This is a genomic window from Paenarthrobacter sp. NPDC089322 (assembly GCF_040684895.1).
In the GTDB taxonomy this organism is placed as follows: Bacteria; Actinomycetota; Actinomycetes; order Actinomycetales; family Micrococcaceae; genus Arthrobacter.
Map to the genome: position 1 here is coordinate 63,492 of NZ_JBFBGW010000021.1, position 25,663 is coordinate 89,154.

Genomic DNA, 25,663 nt, shown 5'->3' on the forward strand with positions numbered 1-25,663 from the left:
TTATGAATGCTTAGTGGCCGGCGGCCGCAGACTCCGTGGAGGTTGCGGTGGACGTGGGCGTTGCCGTCGGCGTCGGCGTGGTCGGCAGGTACTCCTGGTACTCGGGGAGCGTGCCGTCCACGACAGGGACGTTGACCGTGGCGGAGTCGGAACCGCTGCGGATGGTCACCGGGGTCAGACCGCCGGGGATGGTGCCCGCGGTGCTGAGGATGGCGGCGTCGGAACCGGTGTTGAGGTAGGTCTCCGAGTTGGCCTTGACCGGGATCTCGGTTTGGGCGCCGTTGGAGCCGCTGATGGTCAGGGTGGCGTCCGAGCCGGAGTTGTTGAACACGGCGCCGATGACGCGGCCGGGCTCATTCTCGCCCGAGGCTACGATCAAAATGTTGCGCAGCTGCAGCTGACCGAGATCTGCCTTGATCCCGTCCGAAGCCGAGTACTGGTGGTTGGTCTGCTGGGCATTGACGAAGCCACAGCCGGTAACGGACAGCAGGCCGACGCCGATTGCAGCCGCCGCAATTGCCAGCTTGCCGCGCTGGACAGTGTTCATCGCAGAATTGCGCACGACACCTACTCCTCAAGAGTCATTGGAAAACTTTTCAGCCATAGCCTATCGGCAAACCTGCCGAAACAAGGATTCGGGAAGGGTTTATGGCGCACATCGCCAGCCCCATCAGGGTCGCAGGTTGCTTGCTCGAAGCATCTTTCAGGGCGTTCGTCAAGGGGTGCTGCGGAGGGGTTTGGGGCTTCTTTCCCTTTATTGGCGCGGCAGGAGTGGCCGTCCGGTGCCAGTCGTATGCCTTAATCGTGATAGACTAGTCTGCGGGAAAGGGGAAAGTCCACATGGTTTTTGAGGTCGGCGAGACAGTAGTTTACCCTCACCACGGTGCAGCAAAAATTGAGGAAATCAAGATGCGCACCATCAAGGGCGAAGAGAAGATGTATCTCAAGCTCAAGGTGGCTCAGGGTGATCTGACCATTGAAGTTCCAGCAGAGAACGTTGACCTTGTTGGGGTCCGGGACGTAGTGGGCAAGGACGGTTTGGAGCACGTTTTCGATGTCCTCCGCGCCGAGTTCACGGAAGAGCCCACCAACTGGTCACGTCGTTACAAGGCAAACCTGGAGAAGCTTGCTTCAGGCGACGTCATCAAGGTGGCAGAGGTCGTCCGCGATCTTTGGCGTCGTGATCACGATCGCGGCCTTTCCGCAGGTGAGAAGCGAATGCTGGCCAAGGCGCGGCAGATTCTGATTTCAGAACTGGCCCTGGCTGAGAAGACAGACGAAGAGAAAGCTGCAAGCGTTCTTGACGAGGTCTTGGCTTCCTAAGAATTGAGCCCGGTGGTGCGAAAGCGCCGCCGGGTTTCTTTTTGGAACAGGCTGGCGCCACCCATCCGGCCCAGCGCCACCCAAATCCGGGTAGCCTCGGCCGGTTTCCGAGGTGTGAGGGAATATGCGCGTCGCGGACCGGATGCCACGCCTAGGAGTCCGCCGTTGCTGCGGAAATGCCCGCTATCTGGGTATTCCACGCAGATTACGCATAACCTTGACGCCATGACTCATCCTTCGAAGCGCTCCGTCACGGCCGTCATTGTTGTTGCAGCCGGCTCGGGCGAGCGACTGGGCTACGGCATGCCCAAGGCACTGGTGCCGCTGGGCGGCGAGGCCATCCTGATGCATGCCCTCCGTGGCGTCGTTGCCTCGGATGTCGCCCGCCAAATCTGTATCGCCGTGCCCAAAGGTGACCCCGAACTCCGGAAGCTGATTGCCGACTTCACCATTGAACTGGTGGACGGAGGCCCCGAAGTGACAGTCGTCGACGGCGGATCCACCCGGGCGGATTCCGTCCGCGCAGCTTTGGCTGCTTTGGAGGACGGAACGGAAGCTGTACTCGTCCACGATGCCGCCCGCGCCCTCACACCAGAACGTGTCTTTCAACGGGTAGCGGACGCACTTGCTTCCGGCGCGAAGGCCGTCATCCCTGCGATGCCCGTGGTGGACACCATCAAGACCGTCGCTCCCACCCACGATTCGGATTCGGGCATCGCTCCGGAAGTCGTCACGGGAACCGCGCACCGCGAAGAACTGCGGGCGGTGCAGACACCGCAGGGATTTGAGCTCGAGACGTTGCGCCGCGCCCACGACGCCGCAGGTCTATTCGACGACAAGCAGTCCGCAGCCGTGACCGACGACGCGATGCTGGTTGAGTTGCTTGGCGTCCCTGTCCACGCCGTTCGAGGGGCAAGCCAATCCCTCAAAATCACCACGCCACTGGATCTCATCATTGCCGAAGGCCTCCTGGAAGGTCCGCTCGGGATGCGCTGGGTGGAAGGCTGATGGCGGCAGTGCAACCTGTCGTTCCCCGCACCGGCATTGGAATCGATGTCCATGCCTTCGCTCCCGCGGACGACCCCCAGCCACTCTGGTTGGGTGGCCTCTTCTGGGAAGGCGAACAGGGGCTCTCCGGCCACTCCGACGGCGATTGCGTCGCCCACGCGGCTGCTGATGCGTTGTTTTCCGCGTGCGGGATCGGCGATCTCGGCACGCATTTCGGCACGGGCCGGCCGGAGTATGCCGGCGCCTCGGGGGTGACGCTCCTCGGAGAAGCAGCGCGGATTGTTCGCGCTGCAGGCTTTGAAATAGGAAACGTCGCAGTGCAGTTCGTGGCCAACCGGCCAAAGTTCGGGCCCCGCCGTGAAGAGTCGCAGCGTGTGCTTAGCGACGCCGCTGGAGCGCCGGTCAGTGTCACGGCGACCACGAGCGATGGTTTGGGCTTCACTGGGCGTGGGGAAGGCATCTCGGCGGTGGCCACTGCCCTCGTCTACCGGGTTTCCCCGGAAACTGTGGAAGGTGCGGCGGAATGACCAAGGCGCGTTCCGCCGTCGTACGTTCCGTTGCGCTGGTTTCCGGCAGCGTTCTGGCCGCCTCCCTCATGGGTGCTTGCTCCGGCACGCCCAAACTGGATGTCAAGGCCAGCTGCGAATTTCTGAACAACGATACTTTCAAGCCCGACGGCAACCAGCAGCAACAGTCCAAGCAGATCGCTGCGCACTATCACGAGATTTCAGAGAAACTCGCCCCGGAAATCGGCGAACCGATCAAAAAGATGGCGGCCATCATGGACGAAGCGGCTGCGTCGTCGCTCGGCGCGGCCACGCAGAACCAGCAGCAGCAATTGTCCGTGCAGTTCAACAAGATCGGCGAGTACTGCAAGTAGGCAGGTCACGGCGCGTCATCGGCTAATCTGGAGCGGTGACCCTGCGCTTTTATGACACCGCCTCCGCCGAAGTCCGCGACTTCGTTCCCCTCGAACCCGGCAAGGCCAGCGTGTACTACTGTGGGGCCACCGTCCAAGGCATGCCGCACGTGGGGCACGTCCGTTCCGCGATCGCCTTCGACCAATTGACACGCTGGCTTGAGTTCCGGGGACTCCGTGTCACTGTGGTGCGCAACGTCACGGACATTGACGACAAGATCCTGGCGAAGTCAGAGCAGTCCTTCGGACCGGACTGGGCTTCCGAACCCACTGCCCTCCAAAACGAGGAATGGTGGGCCTTGGCCTACCGCTATGAGCAGGAATTCGAGAACGCCTACGAAGCTTTGGGCGTCCAGCGGCCCACCTACGAGCCACGGGCCACCGGCCACATCCCCGAGATGCACGCGCTGATCCAGCGCCTCATCGACCGCGGCCACGCCTACCCCGCCCTCGACGACTCCGGCGACGTCTACTTCGACGTCCGATCCTGGAGCAAGTACGGTTCATTGACGCGGCAGAACATCGACGACATGCAGGGAGCCGCGGACGCGGACCCCCGCGGCAAGCGGGACCCTCGCGACTTCGCACTATGGAAGGGATACAAGGAAGGCGAACCCGTCACCGCGAGTTGGGCGTCACCTTGGGGCGCTGGCCGGCCAGGCTGGCATCTCGAATGCTCCGCGATGGTCACCAAGTACCTCGGGGCGCGTTTCGATATCCATGGCGGGGGACTGGACCTTCGCTTCCCGCACCACGAGAACGAGATGGCACAGTCCCAGGCTGCCGGCGACGAGTTCGCCAACTTCTGGATGCACAACGGGATGGTCACGTACGAGGGCGAAAAGATGTCCAAGTCCGTCGGCAACACCGTGAGCCCGGCAGAGATGCTCGACTTGGCGTCGCCCCGCGTTGTCCGTTACTACCTCGGGCAGGCGCATTATCGTTCGGTGCTCGACTACAGGCCGACTTCGCTGCAGGAGGCGGCGGCCGCCGTCGAACGCATTGATGGTTTCATTGCGAAAGCATCGGCCAAGGTCCATCAGCACCTGGGCAGCCCGAAGGACTACGCCGAAGGTGCCCACGCCAGCATGCCCGCAGCATTCACGGCTGCCATGGACGACGACCTGAATGTTCCCCAGGCGCTCGGCGTGCTTCACGAAACAGTCCGTGCAGGCAACACTGCGTTGGCTGCCGGCGACCTTGGGGGCACGAAGGCTGCGCTTTACAGCGTCCACGCCATGACGAGTGTCCTCGGACTGGACTCCGTGAAGCGGCCGGAGGCTGTCCAGGGCCGCGAACATGCAGCACTGGAAGTGCTCGTGGAGGCACAGCTCGAAGCCCGCGCGACCGCCAGGTCCAACAAGGACTGGGCATCCTCGGACGCGATCCGGGACACCCTTGCGGCTGCCGGGATTGTGGTGGAGGACGGTGCGGACGGAGCCACCTGGAGCCTGAAGCGCGACTAACCGGTTTGGGGTCGCCAAGCCGAATTGCATGCGGTCAGTAGACTGGAATGCAGACTCATTAATTTCAAGCAAGGTGGACAGAATGGCCAACCACGGTCGCCCGGGTGCAATCCGCAAGAAAAAGAAGGGTGCCACCACAGGTACCGGAGGTCACGGCAGGAAGGCCCTCGAAGGCAAGGGACCCACTCCCAAAGCCGAGGACCGGGTCTACCACAAGGCATACAAGAACAAGCAGCTCGCTGAGCGTTCCGCCGCCAAGCGCGGACCGGCACGTCCCGGCACCGGTGCCCGCTCGGGCCCCAAGGGTCGTGCTACGGAAGAACTGGTCACCGGCCGCAACTCTGTGGTGGAAGCCCTCCGCGCAGGGATTCCGGCCAAGGCGCTGCACGTCGCCATCCGCATCGAGATGGATGACCGCGTCAAGGAATCCCTCAAGATCGCTGCTGAGCGCGGCATCCCGCTGCTTGAGACCGGCAAGCCCGAGCTCGACCGCATGACCGAGGACGCCGTCCACCAGGGCCTCGTCCTGCAAATCCCCCCGTACGAATACGAGGACGCCTACGACCTCGCCGAGGCAACAGTCGCCAAATGGAAGAAGGGGCACATCACCAACGCCCCGCTCTTCGTGGCCTTGGACGGCATCACCGATCCCCGTAACCTCGGCGCGATCATCCGCTCCGTCTCGGCATTCAGCGGTCACGGCGTCATCGTGCCTGAGCGCCGTTCGGTGGGCGTCACGGCCTCCGCCTGGAAGACCAGTGCCGGCGCGGCCGTCCGCGTACCCGTCGCCCGCGCGTCCAACCTCAACAACGCCCTCAAGCAGTTCAAGGACATGGGGATCTACGTCCTGGGCCTCGACGGGGAAGGCGACGTCTCCCTGCCCGACCTCACCGTGGCCACCGAACCCGTGTGCATCGTGGTTGGCTCCGAGGGCAAGGGCCTGAGCCGCCTCGTGCGGGAAAACTGCGACCAGATCGTCTCGATTCCGATCGACTCCGCCATGGAGTCGCTCAATGCATCCATGGCCGTTGGAATCTCGCTGTACGAGGTGTCGAGGCAGCGCTCGGCGTAGTCTTCAGTAAGGCGCCACCAGTGCCGTCCTCCGCGTGCTGCTCCTTCGTTAGAAGTCGCGCTTGTTGGCCAACACTGGGAGCTTTTGGCGGGCCTCCTGCACCACGGATGCGTCGAGGTCGGCGAAGATGAGCCCAGGCTCGCCTTCCAGGGACGCAAGAACTTGGCCGAACGGGCTGACGACGGCGGAGTACCCGACTCCGGTGGGTGCCGCGCCTTTCGCTTCCACGCCTTGGGTAGCGGGGTCCCCTTGGCCGCAGGCCAGGACGAACGTCGTAGTGTCCACGGCGCGGGCACGTGCCAGGAGCTGCCACTGATCGGCCTTGCCCGGACCGGACGCCCACGACGCGGCAACGATGTTGACCACTGCGCCGCGTTGCGCGTTGGCCGTGAACAGTGCCGGAAAGCGGATGTCGTAACAGGTGGCCAAACCGAAGGTGAGGCCTCCGGCGTCGAACGTTACCGGGTCTGTACCGGCCTCAACGGTGTCCGATTCCGCAAAGCCGAACGCGTCGAACAGGTGAATCTTGTCGTAACTTGCCTCAACACCCGGACCCGTCACCAGGAGCGTGTTTCGGACGCGACGGGTCCGGGAGTCCGAGTCAGCGCCGGGCGTAAACATTCCCGCGACAACAATCAGCTGCAACTCCCGGGCGATCTCTCGGACACGGCCGGCCCACGGTCCGTCCAGCGGTTCGGCAATGTCCAGGAGGGAGTTTCCGAACGCCCGCATCATGGCTTCCGGGAAAACCACCAGCTCGGCGCCACCCTCCTTGGCCAGGCGGGCGTATTTCTCCACGAGTTGCAGGTTGTCGGCCAGATCCCGGCCAGTGATGACTTGAGCGAGTGCCACGCGCACGATTAAACCTCCTGTGATGTCACTCCCAGTATGGCAAGGAGGGCAAAACCGGGTTGGTGTTTGTCGTCACATGGGAGGTCGAGGCCCCACTTACTCGGCGTGGAACTAAACTTGCAAGCAATGGTTATGCCTATTTTGGACGCAGCAGCCACGTCGGATGCGTCACGCCCGAAGCCCCTCGGACTGAGCACGCCCCAGCCCGGCCCTTTCGATGACCCCGCCATTCCCCACAGCGGGGTAAATGTGGCTGTTTTCGCACCGGACCTGGAACGCGTCGAAGTCGCCTACCAAGCGCCGGGGGAGAGCTGGCGGGTCCATACGCTTCCCAACGTTGAGGATGGCGTGCACTTTGGAATCGTCGAGGGGATGCCTCCGGGCACGCGCTACGGCTTCCGGGCAGCGCCGTCCGAGGGCGGGCTGCCCCTGTCCGTGCCTGCGTTGAACTTTGATGACGACGGCGAACAGTCGCTGTTGCTCGATCCATACGGTCGCGCTGTGGACCAGCGGGGTGAATTCCTCACGAGTGTGCACCTGGACACGGGTTTCGACTGGGGCGACGATGAGCACCCCCGCACCCCCATGCGCAGCACCGTCATTTACGAGGCACATGTCCGCGGGCAGACAATGCTCCATCCGGACATTCCCGAGCACCTCCGGGGAACGTACGCGGGGATGGCCCACCCGGTGATGCTCGAGCATCTTCATGAGCTTGGTATTACCGCGGTGCAGCTCTTGCCCATCCACTTCCACTTGGACGAGGCACATCTTCAGGATCTGGGCCTGACCAACTACTGGGGCTACAACACCGCGGCTTTCTTTGCCCCGCATGCCGATTACGCCACTGAAGCCGCTCGTAACGCGGGCCCGCATGCCGTGCAGGACGAGCTCAAGGGCATGATCAAGTTGCTCCACGCGGCGGGCATCGAGGTCATCCTGGACGTGGTGTATAACCACACCGCCGAGGCAGGACCGGACGGCCCCCCTCTGAGCTTCCGGGGCCTGGGGGAGAAGCGCTACTACCGGCACGATGCCCACGGCCGCTACCTGGACACCACTGGCTGCGGCAACACGTTGGACTTCAGCGATCCCGTGGTGGTGGACCTTGCGTTGGACTCCCTGCGCTACTGGGTCAACGACTTTCACGTGGACGGGTTCCGATTCGATTTGGCTGTCACGTTGTGCAGGGACGCCGGTAACCAGTTCGACCCCAACCATCCTTTCCTGCAGGCGATCGCGGAAGACCCTGTCTTGTCCGAGGTGAAGCTCATTGCCGAACCCTGGGACGTGGGCTATGGCGGCTGGCAGACAGGGCGCTTCCCGCAGGGATGGGCTGACTGGAACGACCATTTCCGCGACGGCGTCCGACGTTTCTGGTTGTCCGACAGGGCTGCGATCGAGGCCGGCGGCCAGGGTGGTTCCGTCGCTTCCCTGGCGGAGCTGATGGCCGGTTCCGAGGGGCTGTTCGCAGCTTCCGGCCGAACGCGCCTGGCCTCAGTCAATTTCGTGACGGCCCACGATGGTTTCACCCTCAAGGACCTGGTGAGCTACGACCGCAAGCACAACGAGGCCAACGGTGAGCAGAACCGCGACGGTCACGGGGACAACCGCAGCTATAACCACGGTTTTGAAGGCCGCAGCGAGAATGAAGCAATTGTCGCTGCCCGTGCGCTCTCCGTCCGGAACCTCATGGCAACTCTGTTGTTGTCCATAGGCGTCCCCATGATCACGGCAGGCGACGAACTCGGACGTACTCAGCACGGCAACAACAACGCATACTGCCAGGACAATCCCACGGCCTGGTTGGACTGGAGCCGCACGCAGGAAGCAACGTCCATGTTCCAGACCACCCGGGAGCTTGTCCGGCTCAGGAGATGGTTCCTGCGCCACCAACCGGAGAGCTTTCCCGCCAAGGCGAACGACTCCAGCCTGCAGTGGTTCGACGAGAAGGGTAAGCGGATGACGCCTGCACGCTGGAACGATCCCAACGTGCGCTCCGTGCAACTTCTGATGGGCCACGAGGATAGCGAGATCCGGGGGCTGATCGTCGTGAACGGCAGCAACCAGGACGTGAAAATGGTGCTGCCGGAGATCCTCAGCGAGACCGGCATCGGCAAGCGCATGTTTGAGCTCCGCTTCACCACGTCGGTGCTCCACGAACGTCGAAAGGGCGCCTTGGTGGCCTCCGGCGAGCGGGATATCCTGCAAGCCAACACCATCAACATCTACCGCACCTGACCGCGCAACCTGGGGAGGAACCGTCCGCATGAGCCGTAACAGGTGGGTCGCCTTCGCGGGGTTGGTGATCGCCGTCGTCGTACTGGTGGCAGCCATGGTGGGCGGCGGCACTCTGGCGGGGCCCAACAGCGCGCCTACCACGGCGCCTCCGTCAGGTAGCCTCTCAATCACGACGGCGGCGCCCACCAGCTTCGTCGCCGCCCCTGGGAATCCTTCCGACCTTCCCGAGGTTAACGCCTCGCAGTTGCCCAAGGAGGCGCGGCAGACCCTCGCATTGATTGCCAAGGGCGGTCCATACCCCTACGACCGTGACGGGGCCAACTTTGGCAACTTCGAAGGGCTGCTTCCCAAGAAATCCAGCGGCTTCTACAAGGAATACACCGTAAAGACACCTGGTGAGTCGGACAGGGGTGCCCGGAGGATCGTTGCCGGCAAAGACGGTGCCAAGTACTACACAGTTGACCATTACGACTCGTTCAAGTTCATCGTCGAAGGCAAGTAGGAGCCCATGAAGATCTATTCCGCTGACACCTGGACGCTCGAGGAACTGCAGGAGCAGGTTGCCGACGCAGGCCGCAGAACCATCCTGGTCCCGCCGGCCGCCACAAAGCAGGCCGTTTTGGAGGTCTTCGGCCAAGTCCTGGACTTCCCCGAGTACTACGGCGTGAACCTTGATGCCCTGAACGACTCCCTCCACGACTTCGCCGACTCCCTGTCAGACGACGACGGCACCCCGGTGACCATGATCTGGCAGGTCCCCGCGGCCTATCGCACGGACCGCTCCTTCGCCGTGGTCTGCGAAATCCTCCAAGACGCAGAACGCTACGCCGGCCGGGACCTCGCAGTAATCGCGGTCTTCCAGGCTTAGCTGCGCCGACGTCAGTTCCGAATGGGCAGACGCCCGGACAGGCAACTGCGTTGACTGATCTGACTGAGCGCTGAGACGTAGTCAGAACTGGTTCCCATGTGAGTTGTGACGACCATCGAAATACGCATAAGTGGTGCGTGCGACGTAATCGTGATGCGAAAAGTCGAATATTTCTATGTTTGTTCCGTTTATTTCAAAAGTTTGAAATTAAAAGTGTCGAGCGTTACGTTCTTGGAGAGGCGATTGTGCGCCTCGCCACTTGCGTATTGGGGAACGCGCAGAGTTAATGCTGACCTCATATCGCACCAGCCAAATGAGGATCAAGATATGAAAAAGCTCACACGGGCGGCTGCTGTCCTCACACTGTCCACCGCGGCACTCTTTGCCGCCAGCCAGTCGGCGAATGCCAGTATCTTTTACGAAGACAATAACTACGGCGGCGGTACGTACGGAGCCGACAATTCGACTTGGATGGGGTCGTTTGACAACAAGGCAAGTTCGGTAAAGAACTTCGGCTACTACGTAACCTGGTGGCAAGACATCAACTACGGGGGTGCTGGCTTCGGCAGCGCTAACGACTATAGCGCCATGGGTTGGTACGTGCCCTTCTTGGGTACGTGGAATGACAATATCAGCAGCTTCCACCGCGGCTAAACCTAACCCGCTGCTCGCTCGACATAGAGCGAGCAGCGCCATGCTTTGACCTGCCGATCAAAGTATCGGCAGGTCAAAGTCGCTGTCTGAGAAGAGGCTCGGCTGCTCAGTCGAGGTGCAAGAAGTGAGATTGGAAGCGGGATAGTGTCGAGAAGAATTCCTGAACGAAGGGCACGCTGGACAAGATATGTTGTGGTCTCGCTGGCCACGGGCGTAGCTTTGGCTATTTCATCCTGTTCTGGGGCCATGGACAGTTCAATCACCCCTGACCCATCTGGAAAAGTGAATCTGGACTATGAAAACTCACTGATCGTGTTTCCAGTTGATGCGTATAGAATTTCGGCCCGTGATCGCTCTCAGATTCTTCTTGCAAGGGAAGTCATCATGACTACGTGCATGAAGAAATTTGGCTTCATCGATGATCCGAATGCTGCTTATCCGAAGGCAGAGAACCGGAACTTCGGCGTGTGGAACGTTGATCGCGTGAGACAGCACGGCTTCCGGCTTATTGGAGAAGACTCTCAATCGAACCAGAAGCACGATGAGGCAGGCGCGTGGGGGGACGCCAGGTACGAGTGTCTTTCCAGCGAAAAGAGCAAGATCGATGAAATCACTCCACCGGACGATCTGATGAATGGGGGTGCTGCAGCTGAAATTGCCCTGAAAAGCCTGGGTATGGCATCAGAAACTGATGCCTGGAAAAATGCCAAAGGCGACTGGGACAATTGCATCTCAGCGGCTGGCTTGACGCCGGGACGGGACGCCGCCAACGCGAAGTGGTCGAGCCAGCAGTCCTTTGACCTGCAGGTGAGGACAGATCAGCAAAACCCGTCGAAGTCGGACGCCGCCGAGGGCGTCCGAATCGCCACGATTGAAGCCGAATGCAATCAGGAAGTACGACTAACCCAAACGCTCGGTGATATTCAAGCAAGCTACCAGTTGCCGCTCATTAGGCAGAATGAGGCAGTTCTTACTGAGCTCAAGAAGAAGAGCCAGAAGTACGTGGATGCCGCTGAGAAGTTATTGAAAGAGACGCAGTGAATGATGCCCAGCCCCAGCAGAGTGCGGCGGCAGCTGTTGGCTTGACTCGGCTCTCGCGACGGTGGCTGGTGGTCCTGTTGGCGGTGACCGCAGTCATTTCCGTGGGGGTGGGTTTGCTGGCTGGACGCATCTTTGATCAATCAGAGATCATTCGGCCAGAGAACTCTATGGCTGACGTTCCTGTCTATGCAACGGTCGAAAACCGTATCGTCGACGACCGTCTTACGTTTGCAGGAGTTATAAAGGCCGGCCCGAAAGTGCCGATCCTAATCGACTTAGAGGGACAAGAACCAATTGTGTTGCGGCAAACGCTTAAGGCGGGGGAAACGTTAAAGTGGGGCGATCTTGCGGGTGTAGTTTCTGGCAAGCCCTATTTCGTCCTGCCGGGTCCGCTCCCGTTGTACCGGGATCTCTCCCAAGGAGATGAGGGAGATGACGTGTTGGCTCTCCAACGGGCGCTTATGCAGGTGGGGTACCTCACCCACGAAACTGGTCACGTAGACCGCGCAACCATGGAAGCTGCATCCTGTTTCTTTGCCAGCGAGGGATTCACCTTGAGCAGCGGGCGAATGCCCACCGAGAGAAGCTACCAAGTCGAACTTGGAGTTACACCAGAAGAGCCGGCCCCAGACGCCTCGAAAACCCCTGCGGTGTCGATCCCGTTCAAGCAACTACTGGCCCTCCCCGTTGCCAGCGCGACCGTAACCTCCGCGCTGGACATAGGTCAGAAAGTCACGGCCCAAAGCCCTCTCGCCACGTTCCAGGCCGAAGACAACTTCGTCGAGTTTGTCGCTGAGGCCCAGCAGGCTGAATCCCTAAAGGCTGGGCAGGATGTCACTGTCAGGGTCGCGGAGAAGCAACTGACCGGACGGATAACTGCAGTAGGTCCATTCACGGATGCGGGGAATGGCCAACGTGCGGGACATCCCGTGACGGTAGAGCCGACAACTAAGGCAGATCTGGCCTTGCTTACTCCCAACTTAAGCGTCACTGTGGCTGGTCAGGGTAGTGCGGCGCAGGCCCTCGCCGTGCCGTTATCTGGTATTCGACAGGATGCCGATGGGACCTACGTTCTCAGAAGCTCGGGAGATGACAGAAACTCAAAGGTCCCCGCAACACGTGTCCCCATCACCGTTCTTCGGTCAGGGGGAGGTTTCGCCGCAGTCTCTGGTGATCTCAGCCAGGGAGACGAGGTCCAAATATCGTGACGATTTCGCGATCGGGGCCTCTAGCACATAGAGCGAAGGATACGGGCTCCGATGACACATTGGCCATCTGCTTGGAGAGAGTATCGCGCACATATTCGGGTGCCGAGTCCCCCGCACTATTTGACGTCTCACTGACAATTGAGTCCGGTGAGTTTGTGTCCATTGTGGGCCCTTCAGGCTCGGGGAAATCGACGCTTTTGAACATCATGGGCTTGTTGGACAGGGCTGGCTCCGGACGTCTCGCTATTCGTGGGCAGGCCGTCGAAGCCGCTTCAGAACGAAGCCTTGACACGTTGCGTCTTCACATGGTCGGGTTCGTTTTCCAGTCCTCAAACGTCATCGGTGACGATAGCGTGATCAGCAATGCTGCTATCGGGTTGCGGGTCCAGGGCGTGCCGATGGACGAGCGGGCAGTGGCTGCCCTGGACGCGCTGGAGTTCGTTGGGCTGGAGCATAAGCGCAGGGTCCAAGCTAAGCTCCTGTCAGGCGGAGAACGGCAACGGCTTGCAATAGCACGAGCAATTGCGACGCACCCGCGGATCATCCTTGCCGACGAACCGACAGGCAATCTTGACTCCAACAACAGCAGACGGGTCATTGAATACCTTCGGAAGCTCAACTCCGAAGGTGTCACCGTAATTGTTATCACCCATGATTTGGATGTGGCGAACCAAGCGGATCGCCGGATTCAGATCCGGGACGGTCGAATCACGAGTGACGTCGAAACCAATATTCATCCCAGGCCGCAATATAAGGTTCCGGCCCACCCAGAGCCCTTCGTTGTGCGAAAACAGCAGCCATGGGTGTCTCGCGTCGCCCGTTCCCTAATGGATGACTGGGGTGACGCACTTACCGCCCTCTCCGCCCGTACCCTCCGAACAATGCTCCTCATCCTTGCGTTTGCGATTGCGATTGGCGGGATGACTGGTGCCCTGGGTATCAGTTCGACGACTTCGAATGCCATTAACAATCGGCTAGCGATCGCGTCACAGGATAGGCTGTCCATCACCGTCGGAGAAGGACCTGCTGTGCTTCGAGACGATTTCGATGGACTTCGGTCCGGGGTAGAACGCATTACGCACGTTCCTCATGTAGTTGGCGCATCCTATGTGTTCTCGGCGGTTCCGGCAGACGTACGTATTACTCGTGTTGGACCCTCCGATCCTGAACCTGAAACGCCATTGTCACTTCATTCCTCCTCGAAGAACTACTTCAAGGACTTCGAAATCCAACTGATTCCCCACAACAGCCGGAGTGCCTTGGACGACCCCCGAGCTGGCCCTCTCGCAGTGGTCCCGGCGAAGGCAGCAACTGCGCTCGACATACCGTACAGCAAGAAAACCGGACCGGTGGTAGGGGCGAGCATATGGATCGATGACCGACTTGTGCCGGTTGTTGGTGTATTCGATCCCGGTCCAAATTTCCCTGAGTACGCCAACTCCGTATTCGTAGACGCCAGCATCATGCGTGCCGTCTCCAGGACAGACCTAAAAATTCAAGTTCGAACCGAAAAGGGCTTCTCGGCTGCGATCGCGCAAGTAGCACCGCTGGCGTACTCGCCGAGCGACCCCGGGAAGGCAAAGGTAGACGTCACGGCCGATATTCAGTCGATCAGGCAGGGTGTCTCAAATGATCTCGGGTCACTCATCGCTTTGCTATCGCTCGTCCTGATGCTCCTGGCTATTATCACTGCGGCTTCCTCGATGTACCTGACCGTTCAGAACCGATCGGCAGAAATAGCCCTTCGACGAGCGATCGGCTCAAGTCGATGGCTAATTTGCCGAGCCTTCATCCTTGAAGGCTTCATCGTTGGAATAACAGCAGGTTCGCTTGGCGGCATCATCGGAACTACGACCACGCTTTCCGTCTCTTGGATCCAGGCCTGGCCGCCTGTGTTGCCGTCAGAGCTATGGCTGATTGGAATACTTCTGGGTACGGCCACCGGTATTGTGAGCGCCATATACCCTGTTTGGGTCGCCAGCCGCAAGGATCCCGCTATTGCAATTCGCGGCTAGCAAGCCACAAAAGTTTCCCCGAATTGGCTTTCCAGCTGCAAGAAGTAGCGCCGTCCATGCGCGGCACCGTGGAGATGCCCTGCAGGGCTAGAAGCAAGGCGATACCAAACACGTGAGCCCTGCGCCAACGCCGCGGGCCCGCTTTTCCATCGGTGCTCACAACGGAAAAGCGGGCCATCAGCAACGTGTCAGCTACGCGTTCGCGATCAACCCAAGTTCAGCCTTGGAAGCCAACGCGGAGTGCTTCGGGAATACCCGGACTGTGTAGCCGAAGGAGCCCGAGCGGTTGATCACAAGGGATCCGTGGAACAGATGACGCCCGTTGCCAAGGTCCTCGAGGGAGTCCAGCTCCGCAACGACGATGTCCGAGAGTTCATCGGTCTCCTCGGCACGTCCGAACGCTACTTCCACGGAGACATCGTCCGGTGTCAGGCTGTTGAGGGCCACGTAGGCGTTGACCTGCAGGCTGTCGCCCACTTGGGGTTCCTCGGATACGCCAACGGAGTCCACGTGTTCCACCACGACGTCGGGCCACGCGCTGCGTACCTTGGAGGTCCAGGCCGCGAGGTCCTTGGCTTCTTTGTGTGATTCCGCGATGGCCCGGCGTCCGGATACGGCTGCGGGGCAGTAGAGGTTGTTGACGTAATCGTGGAGCATGCGCTCGGCGGAAACAGCGGGGCCAAGGTGGGCCAGGGTGTGTTTGATCATGGACACCCAGTGCGTGGGTACCTTTTCGACACTGGACTCCGATGGTCCCGCCGCTCCGGCTCCTTGGGCGACGGTGGTGCCGTAGAAGCGCGGTGCAACCTGCGTTTCAAGCAACTCGTAGAGCGCGGCTGCCTCGATGTCGTCGCGCTCGTCCGCGGATGCGCCGTTGTTGGCCGTCGGGATTGCCCAGCCGTTCTCGCCGTCGTACATCTCATCCCACCAGCCGTCCAGGACAGAGAGGTTGAGCGAGCCGTTGATGGCTGCCTTCATGCCGGACGTGCCGCAGGCTTCCAGCGGACGCAGCGGGTTGTTGAGCCACACGTCGCAGCCCGGGAACAGGGTGCGGGCCATGGCGATGTCGTAGTTCGGCAGGAACACGATCCGGTGGCGCACTTCGGGGTCGTCAGTGAAGCGGACCAGATCCTGGATCATCTTCTTTCCGGCGTCGTCAGCCGGGTGTGACTTACCGGCGATGACCAACTGGATGGGGTGCTTCGGATCCAGGAGCAGTGCCTTGAGCCGCTTGGGATTGCGAAGCATCAACGTGAGGCGCTTGTAGGTGGGGACGCGTCGGGCGAAGCCGATGGTCAGGACGTCCGGGTCCAGGACTTTTTCCGTCCAACCGAGCTCGGCGTCCGCTGCACCACGCTTCTTCCAGGAGGCACGGAGACGGCGGCGGACGTCCTCGATCAGCTGGACCCGGAGTTCCCGGCGGAGTGCCCACACGTCTTCATCGCTGACGTTGTACGCAAGGTCCCAGCGGCCCAGGGCTTCGGCTTCCGCGCCGAACTGCTGCCGCGCCAGGGAAGAGATCCGCGGGTCCACCCAAGTGGGCACGTGGACGCCGTTGGTCACGGACGTGATCGGGATTTCGGAGTGGTCGAATCCGGGCCACAGGCCGGAGAACATTTCGCGGGACACCACGCCGTGGAGTTTGGCCACGCCGTTGGCCCTCTGCGCAAGCCGCAAGCCCATGACAGCCATGTTGAAGACCGAGGGGTTGCCGCCGTCGAAGTTCTCGCGACCGAGTTCCAGGATCTTCTCCACGGGAACCGCGCGGGCGAGTCCCGCTTCGAAGAAGTGCTTGATCTGGATGGCTTCGAACCGGTCGATGCCCGCCGGTACCGGCGTGTGCGTGGTGAAGACAGTGGACGCGCGTCCCGCCGCCAGGGCCTCTTCCCACGTGAGGGGGTCGTTGGCGTCGGACATGGCTTCCTGGATCCGTTCGATGCCCAGGAATCCGGCGTGGCCTTCGTTGGTGTGGAAGACCTCCGGCGCGGGCGTCCCGGTCAGTTCCTGGTAGACGCGCAGGGCCTTGACGCCGCCCATGCCCAGCAGGAGTTCCTGCTGGAGCCGGTGGTCGCCGCCACCGCCGTAAAGGCGGTCGGTGATGCCGCGGGCGGCTTCGTCGTTGGACGGAACGTTGGAGTCCAACAGCAGGAGCGGAACGCGTCCGACGTCGGCACGCCACACGTGCGCGTGAAGCTCGCGGCCGTTGGGCAGCGGCAGGGAGATCTGGACGGGCTTGCCCGGGGCGCCGTCCTTGGACGGTTGGCGCAGCAGGGTCAGCGGCAGCCCGTCCGGGTCCAGCACGGGATAGGTCTCCTGCTGCCAGGCGTCACGGGACAGCGATTGCTTGAAGTAGCCGGCCTGGTAAAGAAGTCCGACGCCGATCAGGGGCACGCCGAGGTCCGAGGCTGCCTTCAGGTGATCGCCGGCCAGGATACCCAGGCCGCCCGAGTACTGGGGGAGGACTTCCGTAATCCCGAATTCCGGCGAGAAGTAGGCAATGCACGCAGGGGCATCCTCGCCCAGGCCCTGGTACCAGCGGGGTTCGCTGAGGTAGCGGTCCAAGTCGGCGGCAGCTTCCTGCACACGGTTTACGACGTCGCCGTTGTTGGCCAGTTCCTGCAACTGTTCGCGGCTGATCGACCCCAGCAAGGCTATGGGGTCGTGCTGCGAAGCCTCCCAGAGAGCCGGGTTGAGGCTCGCAAAAAGTTCCCGCGTAGGCCGGTGCCAGGACCAGCGTAAGTTGGTGGCCAAGCGGGCCAAGGGCCTGATGGGCTCAGGGAGGACTGTACGGACTGTAAACCTTCGAATTGCCTTCACGAGCGCCACACTAACGGACTCACATGGCAGCCGGAACTGTATTGGGTTTCTTTTAGGTAAAAGACATCTTGCGTCGAGAAGATAGGTCGTGTGCTTAGCATTCTGTGATTTTTGTCGCTAACGTCGTGGTTGTGACGAATACCTCGCGAACCTTGACCGCTTTGAAATCCAAGACGAAAACGGACATCACCGACGGGCTTCGCTTCGGCCGGTTCCCCATCACGGCTGTTCAGCCGGTGGTCGAGGGTGGCCGCTTCCCGGCGAAGGCCCTGCCGGGCGAGGACCTGTTGGTAGGTGCCACGGTTTTCCGTGAAGGCCATGACCAGCTCGGTGTCTCAGCCGTCCTGCTCGATCCCCGTGGCAAGGAACGCCAGCGTGTTCGCTTGGCGCCGGCCCAGGGCGAGCGCTGGAAAGGCCTGGACCGCTGGGAGGGCACGATCACTCCCGGTGGCACCGGAGACTGGTCCTTCGTCATCGAAGCGTGGCACGACCGCTACGGCACCTGGCACCATAATGCTGAAGTAAAGATCGCTGCGGGGATCGACGTCGAGTTGATGCTTGCCGAGGGTGCGGCCCTCCTGTCGGAAGCGGCGGACGACGACGCCGGCCGCAGCGCCGCTGAAAAGCGCACCTTCCGTGCCGCGTCCCTTGGGCTCGCTGATACCACCAGATCCGTGGAGGAGCGCCTTGGCGCCGGTTTCAGTCCCGAGGTGCTGGCCGCCGTCGAGCGTGTTCCCATCCGGGAACTGGTGACGGTTTCCGAGCGGTTCCCGCTCAAAGTTGAACGGGACCTTGCCGGCAGGGCCTCCTGGTACGAATTCTTTCCGCGCTCGGAGGGCGCAGTCCTGGATCACGCCACGGGTGTATGGACGTCGGGTAACTTCCGCACCGCCTCCAAGCGGCTGGACGCTGTTGCCGGGATGGGCTTTGACGTCATCTACTTGCCGCCTATCCACCCGATCGGTTTCCAGCACCGCAAGGGCCGCAACAACACCCTGACTCCAGGCCCGCAGGATCCAGGCTCGCCGTGGGCCATCGGGTCCAAAGACGGTGGCCATGACGCTATTCACCCCGACCTGGGCACTTTCGAGGATTTTGACGCCTTTGTTGCCCGCGCCCGGGACCTGGGTCTCGAAGTCGCACTCGATCTGGCTTTGCAGGCTGCTCCAGACCACCCTTGGGTCACGTCGAATCCCGAGTGGTTTACCACCCGCGTGGACGGTTCCATTGCCTATGCGGAAAATCCGCCGAAGAAATACCAGGACATTTATCCGCTGAACTTCGACAATGACCCGGCAGGCCTTTCCAAGGAGATTCTTCGGATCGTCCAACTGTGGATCAGCCATGGCGTGAAAATTTTCCGTGTGGACAATCCCCACACCAAGCCGGTGTGGTTCTGGGAATGGCTGATCGGCAAGGTCAACAAGAAGAACCCGGAAGTGGTCTTCCTGGCTGAAGCTTTCACGCGTCCGGCAATGATGCACGCCCTGGGCCGTGCCGGGTTCCAACAGTCGTACACGTACTTCACGTGGCGGAACACGAAGACCGAACTGGAGCAGTACTTCCACGAGGTCAGCCATGAGACCGCCGCCTTCTTCCGGCCGAACTTCTTCGTGAACACCCCGGACATCCTGACGGAGTACCTGCAGTACGGTGGACCGGCCGCCTTCAAGATCCGGGCGGTCCTGGCGTCAACGGCAAGCCCGCTCTGGGGGGTCTACGCCGGCTACGAATTGTACGAGCACGTTGCCCGGCCCGGCGCCGAGGAGTACATCGACAACGAAAAGTACGAGTACAAGGCCAGGGACTGGGACGGAGCTGCCGAGTCGGGGCACACCCTGGCGCCTTTCATCACGAGGCTGAACACCATCCGCAAGGACCACGTGGCGTTGGGCGACCTGCAGAACCTGACACTGCACAGCAGCACTGATGACGCAACGATCGTGTACTCCAAGCACAAGACGTTGCCTGACGGCACCAAGGACACCTTGATCATCGTGGTCAACGTTGATCCCCACAGTGCCCGCGAAAGTACGGTGTCCTTGGACTTGGCAGCGCTGCAGCTGGACCCGGCCGACTACAACGAGAACGGCCGGTTCCGGGTGGACGACCTCATCAGCGGCCAGAGCTGGGAATGGGGCGAACACAATTACGTCCGGCTGGACGCGCACGTTGAGCCCGCACACATCCTGAGCATCCGGAGGCAGCCTTAGTGAGCTTTTCTCCGCAAAACCCAAGCCAGTACTTCACTCCGAAGAACACCTTCGAGCTGAACGCCCCAGGTCTCCAGCATGATCCGCATTGGTACCGCAAGGCAGTCTTCTACGAGGTACTGGTGCGGGCCTTTGCGGATGCCAACGGTGATGGTTCCGGTGATTTCCACGGCCTCATCGACAAACTCGACTACCTCCAGTGGCTCGGGGTCGACTGTCTTTGGCTGCCGCCGTTCTTCCACTCCCCGTTGAGGGACGGCGGCTACGACATCGCCGATTACACCTCGGTGCTGGATGAGTTCGGCACCATCAGCGATTTCAAACGGTTGGTGGCTGAGGCCCATGCCAGGGGTGTCCGGGTCATCATCGACCTGCCCCTGAACCACACCTCGGACCAGCACCCGTGGTTTCAGGAGTCACGGAAAGACCCCACGGGCCCCTACGGCGATTTCTACGTGTGGAGCGATACGGACGAGAAGTACCAGGATGCACGCATCATTTTCGTGGACACGGAGGAATCGAACTGGACCTTCGATCCCATCCGGCGACAGTTCTTCTGGCATCGCTTCTTCAGCCACCAACCGGACCTGAACTTCGAGAACCCCAAAGTCATCGAGGCCCTCTACGACGTCATCCGCTTCTGGCTGGACCAGGGAATTGATGGCTTCCGTGCAGATGCCATTCCATACCTCTACGAGGAGGACGGCACCAACTGCGAGAACCTGCCGGCAACGCACGCGTTCTTGCAGGAACTGCGCCGAATGGTGGATGCGAACTACCCCGGACGCGTGATCATTGCCGAGGCCAACCAGCCGCCGCATGAAGTGGTGGAGTACTTCGGCACGGAAGAAGCTCCGGAATGCCACATGGCGTTCCACTTTCCCATCATGCCGCGGCTCTACTACGCGTTGCGGGACCAAAAGGCCGCCCCCATCATCGAGACGCTCCGGGATACACCGAAAATTCCGGCCGGGGCTCAATGGGGCACTTTCCTGCGCAACCATGACGAGCTGACCCTGGAGATGGTGACTGCCGACGATCGTGCAGCCATGCTCGGATGGTACGCCCCTGATCCGCGCATGCGTGCCAACATCGGCATCCGGCGCCGCCTGGCACCGCTCCTGGATAATTCCCGGGCGGAGATCGAACTCATCAACGCCCTGCTGCTCTCGCTGCCGGGCAGTCCTTTCCTGTATTACGGGGACGAAATCGGCATGGGTGACAACATCTGGCTCGATGACCGGGACGCTGTCCGTACGCCGATGCAGTGGAACCCCGACCGAAACGCAGGATTCTCCTCGGCCGACCCTGGAAAGCTGTACCTGCCGGTCATCCAGTCCCTCGTATACAACTACGGCATGGCCAATGTGGAAGCGGAAGCCGCGCACTCCGGCTCGTTGCTGAGGTGGACCAGACAGATCCTCAGCGTCCGCCGGAACCATCCGGTTTTCGGCCTCGGCACCTTCCGGCACATCGAAGCGGACCATGAAGTAGTGCTGGCGTACGTGCGTGAATTGCCGCCCGGGAACGTCGAAGGCGAAGACCCGGAGACCATTCTCTGTGTCTTCAACCTGTCCCAGCATCCTGTTGCGGCGACGTTGGACATGCCGGAGTTCGCCGGCCGGGGCTTCCGCGACATTTTTGGCGGCCAGCCTTTCCCCGCCGTTCAGGACAACGGGCACCTGACGGTCATGTTGGGGAGCCATGCCTTCTACTGGCTGCGGCTCCGGTCCGCTTTTTCCAATCCCTCGTCGCCTATGACGCAGGCGATCCCAGTGGTGTCGACGAAAGGATGAGATGAGCAAGGGAACGCTTAACCCCTCGATTGAAAGTCTTCTCCGGAGCTGGCTTCCCACTAAGCGGTGGTTTCCGGTCAAGAGCCCCGACTTTGCGCTGGAGCGCGTAGGCGGCTTTACCCTCCCGGACCCGGGCGGTGCCGACCGGTTGGAGGTGATGCTGCTGGCGGTGACGTACAGGACGGCCGACGGCGGCCCCCGCACCGATGTGGTGCAGGTTCCGTTGAGCTTCCGGAGCCAGCCGCTTGCGGACGTCCCCACGGCGCTCCTCGGCGAGTTCACTGATCCCGGACAGGGCCTGCGCCTGGTGTACGACGGCGTGTTCGACACCGACTTCGTCACGGCGTGGTTTGATCTCATGCGGCGGGAATCCGTCCTGGCCGACGGCCTGGCCCAAGGGCATCTCACCCGGGGAAGGGTAGCCCTCCCTCAGGGCCCCAAGTCAGTGCGGGTGTTGTCCGGCGAGCAGTCCAACACCTCAGTCATCGTTGACGACGGCGATTCAGCGGCGATCGTGAAGATTTTCCGCGTGCTGGCGGCCGGCAGGAACCCGGAGGTTGAACTCGGTGCCGCCCTCACGGCCGCAGGAACGAGCGAAGTCCCGGCAACTCTTGGTTGGATCTCAGGGTCTTGGGACGCCCCCGCTTCCGGTGGCAAATCCACCGGGGAGCTCACCGTCGCCCACGAGTTCCTGATGGGAGGACTTGATGCGTGGCGGCTCGCCGTTGATGCCGCCGCAACGGGTACGGACTTCACTGCTGAAGCGCGCACTCTCGGCGCTGCTACGGCAACGGTCCATGCGCGATTGGCGGACACCTTCGGCACTGTTGATGTAACCACCGGCAAGGATCAGGGCTCCGACATCATCACGACTGTAGCCCGGCGTGTCCGCCAGTCATGGGCGGAAGCTGCTTCCGCCGTCGGGCCTTATGACGAGAGCCTGGAAGAGCTGGTGGCCGCTTTGGACGCCAAGGATGTGGGCCGGTTGCAGCGCGTCCACGGCGACCTCCACCTCGGCCAGATCCTCAAGGTTCCCGGCCAGGAAGGGAATCCGGGCCGCTGGGCAATCCTGGACTTCGAAGGTGAGCCGCTCAGGACGATCGATGAACGCAATACCCCCGACCTTCCGCTGCGGGACGTTGTGGGCATGCTGCGCTCATTCGACTACGCCGCAGGGGCGGCAATCCGCGAAAACGCCCAGGCTGAAGTCCCCGCCTCATGGGTGGATGACTGCGCTGCCGCGTTCTTGGAGGGGTACAGCGAAGTTACGCCGGGAACCATCGACCGCCACTCGCCCCTCTTTGTGGCATTGTGGCTGGATAAGGCCTTATACGAGGTGGTTTACGAGCTGCGCAACCGACCGGACTGGCTGTCCATCCCGGTCAACGCATCGCGACGAATCCTCGACAACACGAGCCGCGGCAAACACGCAGCGGCTACAGCGGAAGGTAATGAAATGACTGGCTCTGCACGCACCGATCGGCCCCGAGTTCCCCTGCACGTGGACTCCGAGACCTTGGCCCGCGTGGCAGCCGGAGCCCATCACGCTCCGCACTCCGTGCTGGGTGCGCACTTGGACGACCACGGCCACGTCACCGTACGGACCGTGAAGCACTTGGCCAAAACCGTCACCGTAGTAACGGAGGCAGGCCGCACCGAGATGGCGCACGAGGCCCACGGAGTTTGGGCGGCCGTCCTGGAACCGCTGCAGGCCGGCCATGTGCCGGACTACCGTTTGGAAGTCACGTACGACGCCGATCCCGTCACCGTGGATGACCCGTACCACTACCTGCCTACCGTGGGTGAGGTGGACCTGCACCTGATCGGCGAGGGCAGGCACGAGCGTCTTTGGGACGTTCTTGGCGCGCATGTCCAGCACTACCGTTCGTCGATGAGTGACGTCGACGGGGTCTCGTTCGCGGTGTGGGCACCGAACGCGCAGGCCGTGCGGGTCAAGGGCGACTTCAACGGTTGGGATGGCCGCGAGCACGCCTTGAGGTCGCTGGGCTCATCGGGTGTCTGGGAAGTCTTCATTCCAGGGGTTGTAGCAGGGGCGTGCTACAAGTTCGAGATCCTGACCCGCGCCGGCTACTGGGTTGAGAAAGCCGACCCCCTGGCCTTCGGCACGGAAGTTCCACCGCTCACCGCCTCACGCGTGGTCGACTCCAGCTACCGCTTCAAGGATGCGGAATGGATGGCCGCCCGGGCCCAGCGTGATCCCCACAATTCCCCGATGAGCGTGTACGAAGTCCACCTGGGCTCGTGGCGCCTTGGCCTCGGCTACAAGGAGTTGGCCAAGGAACTGGTGGAGTACGTCAAATGGCTGGGGTTCACGCACGTGGAATTCATGCCTGTAGCGGAGCACCCTTTCGGTGGCTCGTGGGGCTATCAGGTCACGTCATATTTTGCGCCCACGTCGCGGTTCGGGCATCCCGATGAATTCCGTTTCCTGGTGGATTCCCTGCACCAGGCAGGCATCGGCGTTCTCCTCGACTGGGTGCCTGCCCACTTCCCCAAGGACTCGTGGGCGCTGGCACGTTTCGACGGCGAAGCGCTCTACGAGCACTCTGATCCGAACCTGGGCGAGCACCCCGACTGGGGCACACTGATCTTCGACTTCGGGCGCACCGAGGTCCGGAACTTCCTGGTGGCCAACGCGCTCTACTGGCTCGAGGAATTCCACATCGATGGGCTCCGCGTGGATGCCGTTGCCTCCATGATCTACCTCGACTACTCCCGTGAAGAAGGCCAGTGGAGGCCCAACAAGTTTGGCGGCCGCGAGAACCTCGAGGCGATTTCCTTCATGCAGGAGGTCAACGCGACGGTCTACAAGACGCACCCCGGGGCCGTCACCATCGCCGAAGAGTCAACCGCGTTTCCGGGCGTTACCGCACCTACCAACCATGGCGGACTGGGCTTTGGGCTCAAATGGAACATGGGCTGGATGCATGACTCCCTGAAGTACATTTCCGAGAACCCCGTCAATCGCAAGTGGCACCACGGCACCATCACGTTCTCCATGGTCTATGCCTTCTCCGAGAACTTCCTGCTTCCCATCAGCCATGACGAAGTGGTTCACGGAAAAGGCTCCATGCTCCGAAAGATGCCTGGCGACCGCTGGCAGCAATTGGCCAACCTCCGTGCCTTCTTCGCGTACCAGTGGGCGCACCCGGGCAAGCAGCTCATTTTCATGGGCACGGAGTTCGGCCAGGAGGCGGAATGGTCGGAGCAGCACGGGCTCGATTGGTTCCTTGCGGACATCCCTTCGCACCGGGGACTCCAGCTCCTGGTCCGGGACCTCAACGGCCTGTACTCCTCAACACCCGCATTGCACGTTCGGGACAACGAGCCCGGCGGATTCCAGTGGATCAATGGTGGGGACGCCGACAAGAACGTGCTGACGTTCATCCGTTATGACAATGACGGCAAGCCCTTGGTGTGTGCAGTCAACTTCTCCGGCGGACCGCACGAGGGCTACATCCTGGGTGTACCGGCTGCGGGGGAGTGGACTGAAGTCCTCAACACCGATTCTGAAACCTACGGCGGGTCGGGCGTGGTCAACGAGGGAACGCTGAAGGCCACGTCACCGGGCACGGACGGCCAGCCCGCGGCACTGACCGTAACACTTCCGCCACTTGGGGCTTCCTGGTTCACATTGGCCGACTGAGAGCTTTGCGGTTCGTGAGGATCCTGGGCTAATCCCGCGAAGGTTTTGCAGTCCCGGGAGGGCCCGGAGCCAGTGGCTCCGGGCCCTCTTCCTTGTCATTCCGGGGTTTTCGGCGGGTTGCAGGAAGGACTTCCGCCGGGGTTTTGCCAGCACGCGGATGTGGTGGTAGAGTTAGTACCCGCGCTGGTCCCCAAGCGGAGATCGCCAAGCTGACAAGACACCGCAAGGAAAAATCAAGTCAAGCTTGCCGATTTGACCCGGAGGACGCCAGCGGGTAAGTTTGAAAAGTTGCTTCGGAGCGATCCTGGACCTGGTTTTGGGTGTGGGTGGTGCTGGTTGTGACCTGTTGTTTGAGAACTCAATAGTGTGCCAAGTTTGTTGATACCGATTGTTTTTTGATTGGTTGAATTTTTGCCGGGCCGTTGCGCACCCCCGTGTGTGGTGGTCTGGTTTTCAGCTGGTTTCAGATTTGCAGCTGCTTTTGCCGTGATTTCCGGTGGGGG

20 protein-coding genes are annotated in these 25,663 nt (G+C 61.5%); 16 read left to right on the top strand and 4 right to left on the bottom strand.

Annotated elements, in window-relative coordinates; all coding sequences use genetic code 11:
- Nucleotides 1-10 precede the first annotated feature (10 nt).
- On the bottom strand, nt 11-547 hold the full coding sequence (locus AB0N65_RS17720; RefSeq protein WP_364164611.1) for a hypothetical protein: 537 nt from the start codon (nt 545-547) through the stop codon (nt 11-13).
- 293 nt (nt 548-840) lie between these two features.
- Here AB0N65_RS17720 and AB0N65_RS17725 point away from each other — a divergent pair, with 293 nt between their 5' ends.
- The 6 genes from AB0N65_RS17725 to rlmB all read left to right on the top strand — a co-directional run bounded on the left by AB0N65_RS17725 (nt 841) and on the right by rlmB (nt 5,788).
- Complete coding sequence (locus tag AB0N65_RS17725; RefSeq protein ID WP_009357288.1) at nt 841-1,323, top strand: CarD family transcriptional regulator; 483 nt, start codon at nt 841-843, stop codon at nt 1,321-1,323.
- A 225-nt stretch (nt 1,324-1,548) separates the two neighbouring features.
- Nucleotides 1,549-2,331 (top strand): 2-C-methyl-D-erythritol 4-phosphate cytidylyltransferase, encoded by a 783-nt coding sequence (ispD, locus tag AB0N65_RS17730; protein ID WP_364164552.1) that lies wholly within the window; start codon nt 1,549-1,551, stop codon nt 2,329-2,331.
- Nucleotides 2,331-2,858: a 2-C-methyl-D-erythritol 2,4-cyclodiphosphate synthase gene (gene ispF / locus AB0N65_RS17735; protein WP_364164555.1), complete on the top strand. Its 528-nt coding sequence runs from the start codon at nt 2,331-2,333 to the stop codon at nt 2,856-2,858. Before ispD ends, ispF begins: the two co-directional genes overlap by 1 nt.
- Complete coding sequence (locus AB0N65_RS17740) at nt 2,855-3,211, top strand: hypothetical protein (protein ID WP_364164558.1); 357 nt, start codon at nt 2,855-2,857, stop codon at nt 3,209-3,211. The genes ispF and AB0N65_RS17740 overlap by 4 nt, the downstream gene beginning before the upstream one ends.
- A gap of 35 nt (nt 3,212-3,246) precedes the next feature.
- Nucleotides 3,247-4,716 (top strand): cysteine--tRNA ligase, encoded by a 1,470-nt coding sequence (cysS, locus tag AB0N65_RS17745; RefSeq protein ID WP_364164561.1) that lies wholly within the window; start codon nt 3,247-3,249, stop codon nt 4,714-4,716.
- Between the two features lie 82 nt (nt 4,717-4,798).
- Nucleotides 4,799-5,788 carry a 23S rRNA (guanosine(2251)-2'-O)-methyltransferase RlmB gene (gene rlmB / locus AB0N65_RS17750; RefSeq protein WP_364164564.1) on the top strand — a complete coding sequence of 330 codons (990 nt, stop codon included), beginning with the start codon at nt 4,799-4,801 and terminating at the stop codon, nt 5,786-5,788.
- A gap of 48 nt (nt 5,789-5,836) precedes the next feature.
- On the opposite strand, the gene AB0N65_RS17755 is transcribed toward rlmB, so the two are convergent.
- Nucleotides 5,837-6,646 (bottom strand): carbon-nitrogen hydrolase family protein, encoded by an 810-nt coding sequence (locus tag AB0N65_RS17755; RefSeq protein WP_364164567.1) that lies wholly within the window; start codon nt 6,644-6,646, stop codon nt 5,837-5,839.
- 120 nt (nt 6,647-6,766) lie between these two features.
- Between AB0N65_RS17755 and glgX the strand changes: the two genes are divergently transcribed.
- From glgX to AB0N65_RS17790, 7 genes are all read left to right on the top strand, one after another.
- Nucleotides 6,767-8,881 (top strand): glycogen debranching protein GlgX, encoded by a 2,115-nt coding sequence (gene glgX, locus AB0N65_RS17760; RefSeq protein ID WP_364164570.1) that lies wholly within the window; start codon nt 6,767-6,769, stop codon nt 8,879-8,881.
- A gap of 28 nt (nt 8,882-8,909) precedes the next feature.
- Nucleotides 8,910-9,383: a ribonuclease domain-containing protein gene (locus AB0N65_RS17765; protein ID WP_364164573.1), complete on the top strand. Its 474-nt coding sequence runs from the start codon at nt 8,910-8,912 to the stop codon at nt 9,381-9,383.
- Nucleotides 9,384-9,389: 6 nt separating this feature from the next.
- Nucleotides 9,390-9,749, top strand: coding sequence for a barstar family protein (locus AB0N65_RS17770; protein WP_364164576.1), 360 nt, complete (start codon nt 9,390-9,392; stop codon nt 9,747-9,749).
- Nucleotides 9,750-10,076: 327 nt separating this feature from the next.
- Complete coding sequence (locus AB0N65_RS17775) at nt 10,077-10,403, top strand: hypothetical protein (protein WP_364164579.1); 327 nt, start codon at nt 10,077-10,079, stop codon at nt 10,401-10,403.
- Between the two features lie 192 nt (nt 10,404-10,595).
- Nucleotides 10,596-11,444: a hypothetical protein gene (locus tag AB0N65_RS17780; RefSeq protein WP_364164581.1), complete on the top strand. Its 849-nt coding sequence runs from the start codon at nt 10,596-10,598 to the stop codon at nt 11,442-11,444.
- Nucleotides 11,441-12,652, top strand: a complete 1,212-nt coding sequence (locus AB0N65_RS17785; RefSeq protein WP_364164584.1) for a hypothetical protein — start codon at nt 11,441-11,443, stop codon at nt 12,650-12,652. The genes AB0N65_RS17780 and AB0N65_RS17785 overlap by 4 nt, the downstream gene beginning before the upstream one ends.
- Complete coding sequence (locus AB0N65_RS17790) at nt 12,649-14,667, top strand: ATP-binding cassette domain-containing protein (protein ID WP_364164587.1); 2,019 nt, start codon at nt 12,649-12,651, stop codon at nt 14,665-14,667. The genes AB0N65_RS17785 and AB0N65_RS17790 overlap by 4 nt, the downstream gene beginning before the upstream one ends.
- 192 nt (nt 14,668-14,859) lie before the next feature.
- On the opposite strand, the gene glgP is transcribed toward AB0N65_RS17790, so the two are convergent.
- A complete protein-coding gene (gene glgP / locus AB0N65_RS17795) occupies nt 14,860-17,484 on the bottom strand; it encodes an alpha-glucan family phosphorylase (protein ID WP_364164590.1) in 2,625 nt (874 codons plus the stop codon).
- A 125-nt stretch (nt 17,485-17,609) separates the two neighbouring features.
- Here glgP and AB0N65_RS17800 point away from each other — a divergent pair, with 125 nt between their 5' ends.
- The 3 genes from AB0N65_RS17800 to AB0N65_RS17810 are packed head-to-tail and all read left to right on the top strand — an operon-like array spanning nt 17,610 to nt 25,160.
- A complete protein-coding gene (locus AB0N65_RS17800) occupies nt 17,610-19,697 on the top strand; it encodes an alpha-1,4-glucan--maltose-1-phosphate maltosyltransferase (RefSeq protein ID WP_364164614.1) in 2,088 nt (695 codons plus the stop codon).
- A complete protein-coding gene (gene treS, locus AB0N65_RS17805; RefSeq protein ID WP_364164593.1) occupies nt 19,697-21,493 on the top strand; it encodes a maltose alpha-D-glucosyltransferase in 1,797 nt (598 codons plus the stop codon). The genes AB0N65_RS17800 and treS overlap by 1 nt, the downstream gene beginning before the upstream one ends.
- 1 nt (nt 21,494) lies before the next feature.
- Nucleotides 21,495-25,160: a 1,4-alpha-glucan branching enzyme gene (locus AB0N65_RS17810; RefSeq protein WP_364164596.1), complete on the top strand. Its 3,666-nt coding sequence runs from the start codon at nt 21,495-21,497 to the stop codon at nt 25,158-25,160.
- Nucleotides 25,161-25,393: 233 nt separating this feature from the next.
- On the opposite strand, the gene AB0N65_RS17815 is transcribed toward AB0N65_RS17810, so the two are convergent.
- On the bottom strand, nt 25,394-25,663 hold a 270-nt coding region (locus AB0N65_RS17815; RefSeq protein WP_364164599.1), incomplete at its 5' end, for a hypothetical protein.

Excerpts from the sequence above, each read along its gene's own strand:
- AB0N65_RS17740 (WP_364164558.1), top strand. The coding sequence starts at position 2,855 with ATGACCAAGGCGCGTTCCGCCGTCGTACGTTCCGTTGCGCTGGTTTCC.
- AB0N65_RS17725 (WP_009357288.1), top strand. The coding sequence starts at position 841 with ATGGTTTTTGAGGTCGGCGAGACAGTAGTTTACCCTCACCACGGTGCA.
- AB0N65_RS17770 (WP_364164576.1), top strand. The coding sequence starts at position 9,390 with ATGAAGATCTATTCCGCTGACACCTGGACGCTCGAGGAACTGCAGGAG.
- AB0N65_RS17765 (WP_364164573.1), top strand. The coding sequence starts at position 8,910 with ATGAGCCGTAACAGGTGGGTCGCCTTCGCGGGGTTGGTGATCGCCGTC.
- AB0N65_RS17810 (WP_364164596.1), top strand. The coding sequence starts at position 21,495 with ATGAGCAAGGGAACGCTTAACCCCTCGATTGAAAGTCTTCTCCGGAGC.
- AB0N65_RS17775 (WP_364164579.1), top strand. The coding sequence starts at position 10,077 with ATGAAAAAGCTCACACGGGCGGCTGCTGTCCTCACACTGTCCACCGCG.
- rlmB (WP_364164564.1), top strand. The coding sequence starts at position 4,799 with ATGGCCAACCACGGTCGCCCGGGTGCAATCCGCAAGAAAAAGAAGGGT.
- AB0N65_RS17720 (WP_364164611.1), bottom strand. The coding sequence starts at position 547 with ATGAACACTGTCCAGCGCGGCAAGCTGGCAATTGCGGCGGCTGCAATC.
- ispF (WP_364164555.1), top strand. The coding sequence starts at position 2,331 with ATGGCGGCAGTGCAACCTGTCGTTCCCCGCACCGGCATTGGAATCGAT.
- glgX (WP_364164570.1), top strand. The coding sequence starts at position 6,767 with ATGGTTATGCCTATTTTGGACGCAGCAGCCACGTCGGATGCGTCACGC.
- ispD (WP_364164552.1), top strand. The coding sequence starts at position 1,549 with ATGACTCATCCTTCGAAGCGCTCCGTCACGGCCGTCATTGTTGTTGCA.